The following is a 14,220-nucleotide window of genomic DNA, read 5'->3' as shown; positions in this document are numbered from 1 at the left end:
GCTTAGCTCTCCTTAGCTACTACGTCAGTGCCCATCTCACGAGCTTTAGCTTGTCTCATTGACTCTTCCACAGCCTCCTTAAACGGCGACATTGACCAAAACACCTTGGTGGCCAGCGTGGGCCGGTTGCCGGAACTCATAATCACGGCATGGGAGGACGGCAGAGCTTGAAGATCGTCAATACCCATGATGTCTTGACGCTCAAAGCTAGTCGAGTAGTTAGTCTGTGATCCCCGCGAGGTGGAGGTACGTTCCACCCTCATCTGGCCAATCATGGCCGAAATTTCTGCGAGGAAATCCTTATCCTTAATGCCCCCGCCGTAAATGACGAGGTTCGATGATTCCATCATGGCGCGGAAGCCCTCCTGGCCCCACACCCGAAATGCCTGTGAACGGGACTGGAGGAAGGTCATGAGCAAAATTCCCTGTGATCCGCAGTAGGAGTACAAGCTGGGCAGTTCCTCCAGGCGCACGACGTTGGCAGCTTCATCCAGCACACACACCATCGGGGTTTTTAGCCGACCACCAGGGATCTTCCGGGCTGTTTTCTGAGCAGCGTCGATCACCTGGCCCACCAGCGCGGTAGTCAAAGCAGAGGGGGAATCAGGCCCCTCTACAGACATGGCATACAAAGTGTCTTTAGAACTGGCGAAATCCATCACCCGGAATTCCGGTTTTTGCTGGCCCACCATCAGCCCGCGATCAGTATGGATACCCTCGCTGGTCACACTCAACTGTGCGCGGTGCTCCGGTGTCACCGCAGCCGCATACCCACGGTCATTAAGCACAGATAAAAAGTTCGCGGCCATGGCGAACACGCCATCTTTCTGCTTGGGGTTCATGTGAATATTGGCGTTGGCACTTTGGGCCACGGCATTTTCTCCCACCGCCTGCAAAATCTTCACCGGTGTTTCCGAGGTGTCGTTTTTCAGCCACTCCAGGACGTGCAGCAGATCCCCATCGGCTTTTGCGGCCGCAAAGATATAGGCGGAGAGCTGTTCTTCGGCAGCGGTATCAAAATAGGGATCTTTTCGAGCTTCGCCACCACCAGAGCGCACCGCCGAGGCAAAGTAGTTCGCCAGCTTGCGTGCATCACGGTAGTCGTGGACTTCGCGCAGCGGGTTCCACCACCAGTCCATCGAGGTGTCGGTGGCGATATTTTGCAGATCAAACAGCCACACCTGCCCCTTTTCGCTGCGCCCTGCCTGGGTCATATCCACCACGTCACGTTTATTGGCTGTGGCCACGCAAGGGCCAGGGGCACTAAGAATCGAGGTCGTGACATAGGCTTGCGTTTTACCCATGCGCTGACCAGCTAGAACTACAGCCGTATCCTCCCAGGACATGTAAATATCACTGTGTGGTTTCGCCACTGTGCGCCCCACCAGCAACCCGGTGGTGCTGGCGTTATTTTTCGGATCGGCTGCTTCATAGAGCCGGGTGGCTTTTTCCTGAGCAACTTTGCCGGTCAGCCCGTTCAGTTCTGAGGGACGCGCCATCATTTTTGAGGCTCGGGCGTGGACTTTTTCACTGGGGCTTTTCGGTGATGGGGCCAGTAAGAAAATGAAGATCGCAATAATGACGATTACGACGATGAGGGCTGTCCATGATGCCCAGTTCCAAGGGACGTTTCCTGTCGCCAGCGCGATTACCGCCGAAACGGGATTAAGGATAAAGACTTCTCCCGCAGCCCACAGGCCAGCGTTAATCGAACACCACGCCAGGGCCAGAGCTGCCACAGCAGCACCCGCGAGGACAAGAAAGGCGGTTCCATCGGCACCTGCCGGAGTGCCTTGATCTGATTCACGTACTACTCGTGCCATGTCCCGTACTCCTACTTCTCGAATCGCTGGTTGGTGTCGTGAACACCAAGGTTGAGTTCGGTCTGTGTCAGGGTGACATGAACCGGGATACCGGCAGTGCCTGATTCACCGACCTTGATAAGGAAATTGCCGGTTCCTGGAGGCACAGCGCGTTTTTGTCCTGGCCGGGGTGCTTCTGTCATTGCGCGGGTGTTACTTGACCAGGCCGAGACCATATTGATTTCTGCGGACGTAAACGGCTTGATGTTAGCCAGTCGCATCATCTCGTCTCGGGGGAGTGCCCCGACAATCAGCGCACCAGCGCGTTCGATGAAGCCAATGGCCTTTTTTCGATCTTCCTCAGAGGGCAAAGCCTCCAGATCCTTAAAAGTGTGAACAATTTCCACCAGCTCAATGCCGATGGTGCGGTTCAAACGGGTCAGCGCGTTCACGCGATCCACCAGGCCCACACCAGCGCCGAGCACGCGCCACATCTCATCGAGTACCACCATGAAGTTGCGCTTGCGATCTGATAGACCGGCATCTTCCAGGATGTGCGCGGCATCGACGGTGCCGAACCCATCTGACCAACAGGTCAACAACACCGCTGCCATCAGCGGGGAGAAGTCCTGGCCGAGGCTGCTGACATCCATGCACACCGCAGGTGCATCCACGTCAATCCGCACATCGGTGTGACCGTTGAAGACCTCACCGAACGGGCCACGCACAATCGAGCGCAGCGCACGACGCAAAGGCTTGACGGTTTCGCTGTATTCGCGCATGTCATCGGCGGCGGCATCGAGCATCATGTCATCGTCACCAGCAATAACCACCTCAATGAGATCTTCCAGAATCGGGGGGTTTTCTGGCCCAAAGGTGACCGCCGAGTGCTTTTCTCCGCCGACAAAATCTTCTGAGTAGAGTTTCCGCAGCGCCGAGGACAGCACGGTTTCTTCAAAGTCCGCGACACGGCCACCACGGACAATCTGGATCAAACTGGAAATCACCAGCACCTGACGTGAGATCACCTGTGCCCAGACATCTTCCACCAGATCATCCCTCCCGGCTTTTTCCAGCCGGGGGATAATCCTGCCCAGTGCCCCCACATCGAGGGGGTTGATCTTGCCTGCGCCAGGGCCGACACTGATGACCTGGCCGTCGAGCGCGCGAATAAGGTCAACGTAATCCGGTTTCAGATCACCCAGAATCAGCGGGGTAACACCTTGGGCGATCTTGCCGGTGACCATACGCCGAGCCAGGGTGGATTTACCTTTACCTGGCAGGCTCATGATGAAGGTGGAGGGGTTGGAGATGAATCCGCCGTGCTCAAACCAGTTATAAGCGTCATAACACACCGGTGCGCCGGTGCGGATATGAGAACCAATCGGGGTTCCCACAATCGGAGCATTAGCGCCCACACCCCAGGGCCACAGGCCACAGACCTGCTTGGATGATCCCCGGTGCTCTTTCGCCGGGGCCACCAGGGATTGACGGCCACCATGCTTGCCGATAAGACCAGCATTATCTGCACGCGCAACCGGGAACCCGAAATCGGGATCTTGGCCTGTTTTCACCCGCTTCTTTTTCTGCTTTGGTCGGGTGGTCAGAGCAAGTCCTAGATGAGCGCCAAAGGCAGACTGGCCGGTGCCTATGGTTTCTTCCCATCGAGCTACCTTGACAGGGCCGACGCCGAAAATGCGGCCCAGTGCGGTAACTTTCCGGGTTACTTCTGGTGCTAACAGCTTTTCTACTTCTTCTACCGAGGTGGTGGGTTCCTCGGAGGCAGCTTGTTCAAAACGGGCATTGAGCTGGTCAATGTCAGTGGTGGTGGTAGTCATGATCGTGTCCTATCCTGAGACGAATTTCGTGAAGCTGGTTTCTTCGGGAAGCACAATGCCTGCGCCCAGGGCTGAGGCAAAGGCGGCGGCTTGCCAGCTACGGCAGCGTCGCACTTTGAGACCACACTGACGAGCGCGCTGCTCCATCACAGACTCCTGGCGAGCCAACTCAGCGGGATCATCAGCCGAATGGGTTACGGTCATCATCAGACCAAAGCGCACCAGCCGAGAACCGGAGTTGACCTCGATACGGGTCTGCTGTGCTGCACCAGCCGCCATATCATCTGCGATAGATCCGATGCCGCCCGCAGAACGAGACTTAAACAGGTTGTCGCGGAATTCTTTATCGGCAAGCGTTGCGGAATCACCGGAATCATGGGGCCTAAAAGCCATGGTCACCCGCTTACGCGGCAGATCGGGGTCAATGGCAAACAATGGTGTCAGGGTTTGTTCTGTCACCAGTCCTCGCGGTGCCTGAGTCATCTCAAAGGTCACTGACTTGTAGCCGTCATGGAGGTAGTCAGCGGAGCTTTCCTGAGCTGCTGTCGGCCCGCAGTTATCCCAGGTAAATCCATGATCTTCACCGGTGACCAGGGCACGCTCCACTTCGTTTTCATCATCGGGAACATACGCAGAGTGAACGAATCCGCACACTTCTGCAGGATTCATCAGCGAGACGGTCACGCCGGCCTCCTGGAGGCGAGTCATCAGCCCCGGCAGAAAACGAGCAATTTCTGTTGCTTCTGCGCGCACATTCTTGCGCGTTTCTGCGGTGGTGGCCTTAAACGTCACCGCCACACGTGAGGACATCCGCGCTGAGACCTGCGGCAAAATCTCAGCAGCTTCGTGAATAATCTCTTTGGCCATATCCACAGTGCCATGCTGGGCAATCCGTTCTGCTTCGGTGGCCAGACGGATACCTGATTCCGGGGAGGTTTCGTGGGTCACGGTGACATAGACCAGATCGGTGACGTTACTGGCATCTTCCAGAAACGCAGCCCAATGATCGACCATGGTGTCAATAGAGTCCGCTTCAATAGCTTCTGCTCCAGAGGGAAAGCAATTGAACCACACGGTATAAAATCCGCGAGGCTTGTCGTGGCCCATGGCGAAATCACCCAGGCCAGCGGTGGGAACGTTGTAAAGATCGGTGCGGTGAAGCAGACCAGGAAGCTTGTAGGTGCCACCAGGGACACGGGAAAAACGCCCCGACCGGTAGGTGGTTTCGCCGTTGAACTTTGCACGCAGGAACTTAAACAAGATGATCGCCTTTTCATATCCGGTTTCGTCGCCGATTTTGATAACCAACGGAGCGACAACAAAAAATTCAATAATCAGTAGTGGAATCGCCGCCGACAGCCCGCCCATCATGATGGTGAACAGCGCCAAGATGATGGCACCGAGCACAATCGCTGATGTCTCAAAGGTCATTCCGTAAAGACCCGCTGACCGAGGTTTACCCCAGTTGCCATAAGTGCGCGTAGACATTATTTACCTCCGGTCGGACGGTCGAAATCTGCGTTCTGGTTGATGAAATCTTCTGCTTTGCTCACGCCCTGCTGAATACCTTGGACGGCATTTCCAGCAACGTGGCCACCACCTGTCGATCCACCTGATCCAGATGGTGTGGGGGCACTAATGGCCCCTCCGCCAAAGGACGCACTGGCCCCGCGAGACGGTGATCCCACCGACCCGCCAGCGCCACTAGCTCCACCGGGGCTGGAGATAACTCCCCCGCCACCTGCTCTACTAGCTCCGCCTGCTCCACCGGGTGTGGGGATAGATCCTGCCCCACCGGGAGGTGGAGGTGTTGCGCTCGCGCCACGACCTGCCCCGCCTGCGCCACCGGGGGTGGGAACAACACCTGTGCCACCGGCTCCGCCAGGAGATGATGGTGCTGCGCTTGCTCCACCGGGAGATCCAGATGGTGTGACGCCACCAATTCCGCCCTCACCACCGGTTGGCACCGGTGGGACAGAGGTGGTTGATCCTGCATCCGGGGTACTACCTGATGGCCCGACACCAGCGGTAACCAGATCAGAACCTGCACCCAGGGGCGAGGCTCCCCCAGCCCCACCACCTCCAGGAAGTAGGCCACCACCGCCACCAGCGCCAGATGGGGAACCACCACCGCCACCTGCTCCCGATGGTGCGCCGAACCCACCACCACCGACACCGGCTCCCACACCGGCACCGGATTTACTCAGTGCGCCGACCTTGCTGGCACCGCCACCCATGACTCCTGCGGCTACACCTCCGGTGGCCACGGCTGCGGCACCGGTGGCGATACCACCGGCGACACCTGCGGCAACTCCCAGGCCAGAGGCACCGCCACCGACTGCCTGGGTAGCAGGGGCGACCATGGCCATGAGTGCAGGCAAGGTCATTACTGCCATGGCCAGCAATGCCATACCGGTAATGGTTTCCCACGGATCGGTGCTTGATCCGATCAGTGAGATCGCAATGGAGTAGATCAATGCGGCCACTGGCTTAAACAGCACCAGCGCGACCGACCAGCCCATGAGCTTTTCCACCGAGGAATTTCCCGCCCGTGTCAGGGACGCAGCCGCGGCCAAAGGCATCACGGCAACGACTACCACGAGCAGCGCGTTGCGGATGATGATGATCGCCACCTGGACGATGGCGGCTAGTAGTCCCAATAGACCGACGATAAAGACCAGGGCACCAGCCAGGGGCGACAAGGAGAGCTTAACGATCTGCTCCGCGAAATTCGCCAACTCTTCTGGCTCGACCATCTCTGACATCCACCACACCGAGAGGTTGTCGCTGAATCGGGTGGCCAGGGTGATAAAGACGGAGAAGCCGGAGGCGATAAAGACCGCGCGGGTAATGCCCTTGACCATGGCCATGGATTCTTGACCCTGTGCTTGCTGGTGTGCCCAGGCAATGCGGATGAGTCCGAGCATGATCCCCAGCATGAGCAGCCAGACCTGGAGAGAGCCGGTGTAGTCATTGATCTTCGACAGCAGCGAGCTACCATCTTCTGCCACCGGGTTTGCCAGTCCGCTGAGGTCACCACCATTACCGACCCGAGGAACACTGGATTCTGAGCCTGCTTCACCTATCCCTTCAGCAAGTCCTGCGATGGGGTTTTCCCCTCCGGTGGCATCGGCATAGGCTTGGCCTGCCTCATCAGCCAGACCAAGGAGCTGTTCTGGGCTGGCACCATCGAGCGCGCCGAAATCACCCATGTCGATACTGGGGACAGCGATCCACCAGGAGAAAATGGTTTTCAGCAGCTGACCATTAGCCACCAGCATAGATTCGATGAACTTACCCAGGGTGGAGTCATAAATCTTGTCCTTAACAGCATCTTTAATGGTGCCGCCAAGTCCGAGGATTCCCTCACCCAAGGCACAATCTCCACCGCCTGCGGCTTGTCCGGCACCGCCGATCACACTCAGGATGGGGGCGAAAGTCTGAGCACCTGGAACCACGGCTGCGATAGTGCCGCCGATGGTGCCGATGTCTGCGGCAAGGCAGGCAAGGCCGTTATCTGACTGGCCCTCAGCTTCTTGAGCTGTGACGGTGCTGGATGCTCCCAGAAACAGCACCAGGGCAAGGGCGAGTGCGGAGAAAAATCTCTTTAGAGCTGTTCCCATGTCTGCACCTCACTTTCAGCCACAGCAGAGGTTTTCGTGAAAGGCACACCAGGGGTGAGTTTCCAGTCACCGTCTTGCCACACCAAACTTGCGTCGAGCTGCTGGTATCCATCACCGGATGGAATGGCATAGCGGATCAGCGCGTTGTCATCGTCGTAGCTCAACACGGTGTAGGCCACGAATGTGGTTGTCCATGGTGCTTCTGGGGACTGCACACCATCGGGGTTATCGAGCATGAACTGGGGTGCTTCCTTAGCTGCGGGATCAGAAAGGAACTGGAGGCTGGCCCGAGATGCTTGCTGGCCACCTTGACCGATACCAAGGAATGCGTGAATACCTGCTAGTGCCGCCCCCTCAGCAGAGCGGGCAAAGCCGTGAGCGATACCATCGGTGACTTCCCATGGCCCAGCGGTAGCGGAAAAGGGGTAGTCACGCGCAATAGTGATCTGTGTACGCCCGCTTAGTCGCTGCCACTGAACATCTAACTCATCGGTGGTGGATTCCGTCTTGGAGAGGACATCTCCGGCAGGGTTGTCCGGCATGAACACCACCCGGCCGAGGCGGTCAGTGACAGTCTGGCGACTATCACCGGAAATAGGCTGGGATGATCCCGAGGTGGTAGCAGTAGCGTCTGGCTCATCGTCGTTATTGACCCACATCACGACTGCGCCAATGAGCACAAAGATCAGGAAAACACCAGCAATGATGATTCCCCACCGAGGACGGGGTTCTTTCACATCGGCAGTGGCGGTGGTGGTGGTTGTCTCAGTCATTTTTTCGCGCTCCGGTTCTATAAGGTCACCCAGCGGGTGACCATTTCTTTTCCTTGTGGTCTCAGTTCGGGTGCAACAGAATTCGCCCGCATTTTCCAGTCCTCACCGACCCAGTGAACGGTGAGATCCCAGGAGGCATATCCATCTCCATCAGCTAGTCCGTAGCGGATGGTCGCTTCATCGTCGCTGTAGTCCAGGATCGTGTACGAGGCATAAGCACTTGACCAGGACTGTTCGGGCAGCTGCGGCCCTTCTGGTTCCGCCAGCATTTGTTCTGCGATCTCGACGCTGAGGTCATCATCGACAAACCGGATGGTGGCTTTCGCAGCTCGTTCGCCACCTTGTGCCAGGCCGTTGAGCATGTGAATGCCTGCCAGGGCCGCACCTTGGGGTGATCTAGCAAAGCTGTGGGCGATTCCATCGGTGACTTCCCATGGCCCAGCAACCGCCGAGTACGGGTAGTCGCGCGCCACTGACTTCTTCGTCCACCCGGATAGTCGTTGCCACTCCACATCAGGGCGGAAAGTGAAGTAGGAACTCGAGTTTTCGTCCATGCCCTTGGTTGGCTCAAACACGTCCCCACCCTCATTAAGCGGTGAGTAGACAGTGCGGCCGATCTGATCGCGCACTGTGGTGCGCTGATCGCGTGTCAGGCCGGAATCCTCCGCGACTTCCTGGCCACTGGCACTATCTGGTGAAGAAAGTGCCGATATTACGGTGGCAGAGGAAAAAATTACAATTAGGACGAGAGCTGCTACAGCTCCGATGAGTCCCCATCTGGTAGTCGCAGAGGATTCTGCCGACATAGCTGGTGCTCCTTATATTTAGCCGATAAGCACGGCAGAGGTAGATGCCACGGTGCCGAGTAGGGCCGCAACGATAATTGCTACAAGGGTGCGTTGTGCCCCTGCGTTGGGTTCATAACCTTGGGATCGTGCCCACCCGAGTTGGGCACCGCCGAGGATCAGCGCTCCGACCAAAACGGCGAGGCTGATCCACATGGCGTAACTCATGGCCTGGGTCAGCGGCTCCAGAGCATCAGGTGGTAATTGCTGTCCACCCGCGGTAACTCCGTAACCGCCGCCTTCCTGGAGGAAGCCCAGGCCAAAGTCGTTGAGCGTTTGCGGAGTTCCCGAATTCCCGTTTCCGCCGTTTCCGAAAGCCGGATTCAGGGCGTTTCCGATGGTGTCGAGGATTCCGAAAATTGCCATGGCTTATGCCGACGCCCAGTTCACGATGGACACAGCGGAAGCAACGATAATGGCGCCGAAAATAACTGCTGCCATCTTCTTCGGTGATTCCACCTGTCCGCCCTGCCAGCGCTCCCAACCCATCTTCGCGCCAGCGAACACCAGAGCCGCAGCACAGGCAAGGTAAGCCACCCAGGTACCCGCTGAGCCAAGATCGAGGAATTTGTCTGCAAATGGTGGTGCTTCTGGGGCAATGTCAGGGATACCCGCACCGCCACCAGTGCCAGCGGGCAGCTGAGCCAAGGTGATGGTGTCGTTGGCAGCTTGCGCGATCAGTGAGAGATCAAGCATTGGTTTCTTCCTTTTCAGTGAGGTCTGCGATTGCAGCTGTATAGAGGTGATGTCCGACTGTGGCGATTGTCGCTGGTACCTCGGACTCGTACTTTTTCTTCTTTTCTGGCACTGCATCCCCAGGCCACCAGGTTGGTAACTCGCCAGGGCGCAGGTTTGTCCAGTCTGGAATCCAGCCCACCCGGTACGTTTCCGGGGCGAGCGCGGAGACGGATTCCCGCCAGGCTTGTAGCTCTTTCCCCAGCTTCTTCGAGCTGGTTTCAGCTACAAGCACCAGGCCCAGGAGGATGACCTCGCGCAGTGCAGGGTCGGTGTGCCACTGACGCAGCGCGGTTTCTGCCGCATCCAGGCCCGAGGTGCTTTCCCGAGCCACGATCACGGCATAGGGCGATACATCCTCGGCAGACACATCAGGCCAGGCGTTGCCTTTTTCCCCGACAAAGGCGAGAGATGCAGCGAGATAGGTCGTGCCGGCTCCACCGTGAGCACCGACAAGCCACACCAACGGTGGCCGTTTCTGTGGATCTGGCTGCGTCACCGCCAAGGGACGATCAGGGGGTGATACTGCTGATAGGCGTTCCATTATGCAGTCAGCTCCTTGCGGGCTTCGATGGATGCAATTCGGTATTCGCCGTTGTCGAGGGGGACAACGGTGACTTTTTGCAGGTACGTCCGGTAGGACTCATCTGGGTCTTTGACCTGCAAATCGACGTTCACCAGACCGGCTTCCTCGTCCACAATGTCAATGATGAGACAATGCTCAGTGCCTTCTGGGGTGGATTCGATAGCTTCACGCAGCGCGGTTTCCGATACTCCGGCATCAGCGGTGTAGGTATCGAGGGCGACATTGACATCTTTGGTCACGTAGTAGGCGTACTGGAGATGCTGAATAACCCCTTCCGGGGACAGCATGGGGGCATCGTCGGAGGTGGCCGTAGGACTTGAGCAAAACGGCTCGGGTTCTGGTTTTTCAGGGGTCTCAGTGACGGTGATCGCCTGCTGCGAAGCGGTAGTGATTTCAGTGGGGTTCTGGTTGTTGTTCATTAGAAACGCCACTCCCCCACCACCAATACCCAGCAAGGCAACGGCCGCGACCGACACAGCAGCCACACGGGCCTTGCTGCGCTTTGGTTTTGCATCGAGCACCTGATCCTCGACCTGTTCTTCCACGGCCGGATCGACGTCGATTTCTTCCACCTCTGCGACTGGAATCCAATCGCGCCAGTGGTCGATCTCAGGCCGTTCTGGCGGTGGTAGTGGTTCCGGCTTTTTGCGGGCCATAAGGGCACCTCCTCAGATGTCTGTTGACTTACTGGTTCACGGTGGCGGAGTAAGTCACTCCACCAATTGCGCCCTGGGTGGGGATCGCAGTCAGCGCAGACGGAATATCAGTGGTGATATTGTCTGCCCACGGCTGGCTATCAATCCACTCGCTGGCCTGTGCTGCAAGGCCAACGTTCCAGGTGATGGACTGTCCGGTCAGGTGGTCGGTGGCGGTGACGTTGTAGTCAGCGTCAGGGTGGGAAACGTGGAGATCCACAGCTCCCTCGCCCAGGGGAGTTGTCCACTGCCCTGCCGTGCTCATGCCGGTTTCATCCTCGGTCACGGTCACGTTTCCGGTGCCAGCGCCATCGAGATCAACACTCAGTAGTGGCTCCGGCGCAGGTGCCGGTGCTGGAACTGCCACAGGTGCCGGTGCAGGGACCGGGGCCACAGGCGCAGGTGCAGGAGCCGGTGCTGGGGCCACCACTGGCTTTGGTGCTGGCGCAGGCCGCTGGACAGGCTTAGGTGCTGGCGCTGGATCAGACGGCTGAGTCACCGGGACATACACCGGGCGCTCAGGCTGTGGCTGTGGCACTGGCTTTGGTGCTGGCGCAGGGGTGGGGGTCGGTGCTGGGGCAGGGGTCACAGGCTTATCGGTGCCGGTGCCTGGCTGAGCACCGTTACCGGTGCCCGGCTGAGAATCCCCGCCATTGACCGGAACATTCGTCCCCCCTCCTGGCGCAGGTTCCGGCGCAGGTTCTGGCTTGGGTTCTGGCTTGGGTTCCGGCTTGGGTTCCGGCTTGGGTTCCGGCGCAGGTTCTGGCTTGGGTTCCGGCTTGGGAGCGGGCTTGTCCCCTCCGGTGCCGGTGCCCGGCTGAACACCGGTGCCGGTGCCCGGCTGTTCTTGCGCCATGGCCACGGTGGGAGACAGTACCAACGCCCCGGTGGCCAGCAGGGCCGAAAGTGCTCGGGTGGTGCGGTTCAACGTCATGTGAGATGACAGCCTTTCCGTAAGGTGATGTGAGGGAAAATGAAGCCAAGGATCGTAGGCCCCTAAATAACTTAATGCTGAACCCGGATTTATCCCCGGTGGACACACGATGTTCTTTCGTTTCGATTTTCCGTTTGCATTTTCAGAATACCCTATAATGATTTTCATGCAAGGCATTCACAGGAGGATTTTTCATGGCCCCACATCGAGGCGCGCGCGGTTGGAACCCGGATCGTCTACGGACCCTCCGGTTAGGATCTGGCGTCAGCCTTGAGTATCTTGCGGCCCAAATAAATGTTTCAGTGGGAACGCTTTCCCGCTGGGAGTCGGGGGTAAATGCGCCACTTCCCCGGCATTTAAAACGCCTTGCATCTTACTTTGAAGTCTCTACCTGGGACTTTGTTGACGTCTCACCTAACATGGCCTATCTCGCAGACCTGAGAATCCATGCCGGACTCAACCATGAGGATGTCTGGAAGGCTTTCGAGGGGGCCGGGATACCGAAGCAGACCTACGGGAAGCTAGAGCGCGGAGTAGTCGGGGCCACCCCCGAACAGGTGGAGGTACTAGCGGAACTTTTTAGGAAACCACGCGAAGAAATAACTGCTGCTATAGGACGCAGCCAGGGAGCAATGCAGCGGAAGCATAAGCACTAACATTTAATTAACGTGTCAAATATTTTTGTCTAAAAGGAGACGATGATGAGCACTCAAACCAGCGCACAGGAATGGGACGCAATTGCCGCCCTCGTGGAGGAAAATGCCGAGGAATTGGGGGCGATGACCACCCACTCAGAGCTGTACGCCTGGGCCAAGGAGCAGGAGCTTGCCACCAAATCCAAATTCCCGAAGTTCAAAACCGAGATCCGCAAGCAGCTCGACCTGGATTATGACGAGCTACGCGCCGAAGCCAAGAAGCGGTATGAGGAAGAGCTAGAAGCCAAGGCGGAAGCCCTAAATGCCGAGTCGAAAGACGGCCCGCGCGTAGTGCTCAACGCAGCCGGAGATGCTGAGGTTGACTCCTTTGCGGTCTGCAAGGGTGAAAAGGTTCTGTGGTACGGGACGTTCCACCCGGATGATAAGCATTACGACGGCGAGCAGACCACGGCGGATGTTGAGGCTATGAAAAAGGCTGTGTGGCTGGCAACGAAAATCAAAGAGGCTGCAAAGGTGGAGACTCTCATGTTGGAGTTGCATGTGTGCAACCATGAAGTGCCCAAGCCCACGGGTGCATGCGTGAAAGCAGGACTCGGCCTGGAGTTCCACATCGAGGATCAGGGAGTGCCCGCCTTGGATTGGTGCCGCGAAAATGGGTTCCAAGGATGGCGTGAGGTTGCGCTCCCACCATTGGTGGATATGTAGCTTGAATTACAGCCGTGTAATACTGTGAGAGAAATTAAAAATCCGGGTACTGCGGTAACAGTCCCGGATAAACCCCCACATACGTTTGAGGAAGCGCGAGGATCATGACCGATAATACCCTAAGCACCATGAATAACCAGAGCCTGTCTGGTCAGATGTGTGATGACTCAGTTGATATTGGGTACGTATCTAAACTTTTTGTTCAGGCACTTTTCCCTTATCGAGCTACAGAAGAAACAATGCGCCAAGTGCATCAAGGGGCATTTCGCATCACAGTTTCGGCTACTGACGGCATTCCTTATGGAAAATACCCACGTCTCATCATGGCCTACCTCATAACGCAGGCAGTCGCCAGGCACGGGCAAGCCGAACTGGGATATATAACTCACGAGGAAGCCCGAAAGATCCCGCTGGGAACATCTCTTAATACTTTCTTGCGAGCCATCGGGTTAAAAACTCGAGGTGGTGGGAGCGTTATTTCAAATCTTCGCACCCAGATTGAAAAGATCACTGCTTGTTCGATCAAAATAGAAAGTATCGCTCGGACTCAGTATTCATCGCGGAGAAAAGCTACACCCGCAATGGAAATCAGTAATGACCACGAGCTGTGGTTCTCGAATGGTGAAACCACCACGCCGCTTAAAGAGTGCTTTATCGCGCTGACTCCAACATTTTATAAAGAAATTACGGAGTCCCCCATTCCCATCGACCTTAATGTCCTTACTGCCCTCGGAAAGCCCAGAGCAATGGATATGTATATCTGGATCACGCTTAAAAAGTATTGGGTGCTCAAGCGGGGATACCCTAGTTACACATTTAGCTGGGACATACTGGCTAAACAATTTTCTCCCCAGGAAATAAAAACTCCTGCTCAAATGCGGGACTTTAGGGAGCATGTGAAGAAATGTATTACCTCAATTCAGAATGAGTGGCACCAGGTGGAAGTGAGCGTGGTACAAGAAGGACTCACTATCTATAGAGGCCCTCTTCCCGTGCAAATTAAGCTGAAACGCCAGCTGAGTGAATAA

14 protein-coding genes are annotated in these 14,220 nt (G+C 57.0%); 3 read left to right on the top strand and 11 right to left on the bottom strand.

Annotated features, from left to right (window positions below; all coding sequences use genetic code 11):
- Window positions 1–2: 2 nt before the first annotated feature.
- Genes CFAEC_RS14070 through CFAEC_RS14020 form a run of 11 tightly spaced genes read right to left on the bottom strand, consistent with a single transcriptional unit; the run spans window position 3 to window position 11,831 of the window.
- The gene (locus tag CFAEC_RS14070; RefSeq protein ID WP_290280276.1) at window positions 3–1,823 is read right to left on the bottom strand and encodes a type IV secretory system conjugative DNA transfer family protein; all 1,821 of its coding nucleotides are present in this window, start codon (window positions 1,821–1,823) and stop codon (window positions 3–5) included.
- Window positions 1,824–1,834: 11 nt separating this feature from the next.
- Complete coding sequence (locus tag CFAEC_RS14065) at window positions 1,835–3,640, bottom strand: putative type IV secretion/conjugal transfer ATPase (protein WP_290280274.1); 1,806 nt, start codon at window positions 3,638–3,640, stop codon at window positions 1,835–1,837.
- Window positions 3,641–3,649: 9 nt separating this feature from the next.
- Entirely contained in the window at window positions 3,650–5,128 is a 1,479-nt protein-coding gene (locus tag CFAEC_RS14060; protein ID WP_353960136.1) for an SCO6880 family protein, read from the bottom strand.
- Window positions 5,128–7,263 (bottom strand): TrbL/VirB6 family protein, encoded by a 2,136-nt coding sequence (locus tag CFAEC_RS14055; RefSeq protein WP_290280271.1) that lies wholly within the window; start codon window positions 7,261–7,263, stop codon window positions 5,128–5,130. Before CFAEC_RS14055 ends, CFAEC_RS14060 begins: the two co-directional genes overlap by 1 nt.
- Complete coding sequence (locus tag CFAEC_RS14050) at window positions 7,248–8,036, bottom strand: DUF8175 domain-containg protein (RefSeq protein WP_290280269.1); 789 nt, start codon at window positions 8,034–8,036, stop codon at window positions 7,248–7,250. The genes CFAEC_RS14055 and CFAEC_RS14050 overlap by 16 nt, the downstream gene beginning before the upstream one ends.
- A gap of 17 nt (window positions 8,037–8,053) precedes the next feature.
- Window positions 8,054–8,842 (bottom strand): DUF8175 domain-containg protein, encoded by a 789-nt coding sequence (locus CFAEC_RS14045; protein ID WP_290280267.1) that lies wholly within the window; start codon window positions 8,840–8,842, stop codon window positions 8,054–8,056.
- An 18-nt stretch (window positions 8,843–8,860) separates the two neighbouring features.
- Window positions 8,861–9,247, bottom strand: coding sequence for a hypothetical protein (locus CFAEC_RS14040; protein ID WP_290280265.1), 387 nt, complete (start codon window positions 9,245–9,247; stop codon window positions 8,861–8,863).
- A gap of 3 nt (window positions 9,248–9,250) precedes the next feature.
- Window positions 9,251–9,577: a hypothetical protein gene (locus CFAEC_RS14035; protein WP_290280263.1), complete on the bottom strand. Its 327-nt coding sequence runs from the start codon at window positions 9,575–9,577 to the stop codon at window positions 9,251–9,253.
- On the bottom strand, window positions 9,570–10,160 hold the full coding sequence (locus tag CFAEC_RS14030; protein WP_290280261.1) for a DUF6668 family protein: 591 nt from the start codon (window positions 10,158–10,160) through the stop codon (window positions 9,570–9,572). The genes CFAEC_RS14035 and CFAEC_RS14030 overlap by 8 nt, the downstream gene beginning before the upstream one ends.
- Window positions 10,160–10,858: a DUF8176 domain-containing protein gene (locus CFAEC_RS14025; protein ID WP_290280259.1), complete on the bottom strand. Its 699-nt coding sequence runs from the start codon at window positions 10,856–10,858 to the stop codon at window positions 10,160–10,162. Before CFAEC_RS14025 ends, CFAEC_RS14030 begins: the two co-directional genes overlap by 1 nt.
- A 28-nt stretch (window positions 10,859–10,886) precedes the next feature.
- Window positions 10,887–11,831: a hypothetical protein gene (locus CFAEC_RS14020; protein WP_290280258.1), complete on the bottom strand. Its 945-nt coding sequence runs from the start codon at window positions 11,829–11,831 to the stop codon at window positions 10,887–10,889.
- 194 nt (window positions 11,832–12,025) lie between these two features.
- On the opposite strand from CFAEC_RS14020, the gene CFAEC_RS14310 reads away from it, so the two are divergent.
- From CFAEC_RS14310 to CFAEC_RS14010, 3 genes are all read left to right on the top strand, one after another.
- Window positions 12,026–12,487, top strand: a complete 462-nt coding sequence (locus CFAEC_RS14310; RefSeq protein WP_353960135.1) for a helix-turn-helix transcriptional regulator — start codon at window positions 12,026–12,028, stop codon at window positions 12,485–12,487.
- A 42-nt stretch (window positions 12,488–12,529) separates the two neighbouring features.
- Window positions 12,530–13,192, top strand: coding sequence for a hypothetical protein (locus CFAEC_RS14015; RefSeq protein ID WP_290280256.1), 663 nt, complete (start codon window positions 12,530–12,532; stop codon window positions 13,190–13,192).
- 104 nt (window positions 13,193–13,296) lie between these two features.
- Complete coding sequence (locus CFAEC_RS14010; RefSeq protein ID WP_290280254.1) at window positions 13,297–14,220, top strand: replication protein RepA; 924 nt, start codon at window positions 13,297–13,299, stop codon at window positions 14,218–14,220.

This window comes from Corynebacterium faecale (genome assembly GCF_030408735.1).
GTDB lineage: Bacteria > Actinomycetota > Actinomycetes > Mycobacteriales > Mycobacteriaceae > Corynebacterium > Corynebacterium faecale.
Note: the sequence above shows the minus strand (reverse complement) of the source record. Positions and strands in the feature narration are given on the sequence as shown.

What these genes read in the sequence shown, in the direction of transcription:
- CFAEC_RS14070 (WP_290280276.1), bottom strand. Translation starts at nt 1,823, where the DNA reads ATGGCACGAGTAGTACGTGAATCAGATCAAGGCACTCCGGCAGGTGCC.
- CFAEC_RS14065 (WP_290280274.1), bottom strand. Translation starts at nt 3,640, where the DNA reads ATGACTACCACCACCACTGACATTGACCAGCTCAATGCCCGTTTTGAA.
- CFAEC_RS14060 (WP_353960136.1), bottom strand. Translation starts at nt 5,128, where the DNA reads ATGTCTACGCGCACTTATGGCAACTGGGGTAAACCTCGGTCAGCGGGT.
- CFAEC_RS14055 (WP_290280271.1), bottom strand. Translation starts at nt 7,263, where the DNA reads ATGGGAACAGCTCTAAAGAGATTTTTCTCCGCACTCGCCCTTGCCCTG.
- CFAEC_RS14050 (WP_290280269.1), bottom strand. Translation starts at nt 8,036, where the DNA reads ATGACTGAGACAACCACCACCACCGCCACTGCCGATGTGAAAGAACCC.
- CFAEC_RS14045 (WP_290280267.1), bottom strand. Translation starts at nt 8,842, where the DNA reads ATGTCGGCAGAATCCTCTGCGACTACCAGATGGGGACTCATCGGAGCT.
- CFAEC_RS14040 (WP_290280265.1), bottom strand. Translation starts at nt 9,247, where the DNA reads ATGGCAATTTTCGGAATCCTCGACACCATCGGAAACGCCCTGAATCCG.
- CFAEC_RS14035 (WP_290280263.1), bottom strand. Translation starts at nt 9,577, where the DNA reads ATGCTTGATCTCTCACTGATCGCGCAAGCTGCCAACGACACCATCACC.
- CFAEC_RS14030 (WP_290280261.1), bottom strand. Translation starts at nt 10,160, where the DNA reads ATGGAACGCCTATCAGCAGTATCACCCCCTGATCGTCCCTTGGCGGTG.
- CFAEC_RS14025 (WP_290280259.1), bottom strand. Translation starts at nt 10,858, where the DNA reads ATGGCCCGCAAAAAGCCGGAACCACTACCACCGCCAGAACGGCCTGAG.
- CFAEC_RS14020 (WP_290280258.1), bottom strand. Translation starts at nt 11,831, where the DNA reads ATGACGTTGAACCGCACCACCCGAGCACTTTCGGCCCTGCTGGCCACC.
- CFAEC_RS14310 (WP_353960135.1), top strand. Translation starts at nt 12,026, where the DNA reads ATGGCCCCACATCGAGGCGCGCGCGGTTGGAACCCGGATCGTCTACGG.
- CFAEC_RS14015 (WP_290280256.1), top strand. Translation starts at nt 12,530, where the DNA reads ATGATGAGCACTCAAACCAGCGCACAGGAATGGGACGCAATTGCCGCC.
- CFAEC_RS14010 (WP_290280254.1), top strand. Translation starts at nt 13,297, where the DNA reads ATGACCGATAATACCCTAAGCACCATGAATAACCAGAGCCTGTCTGGT.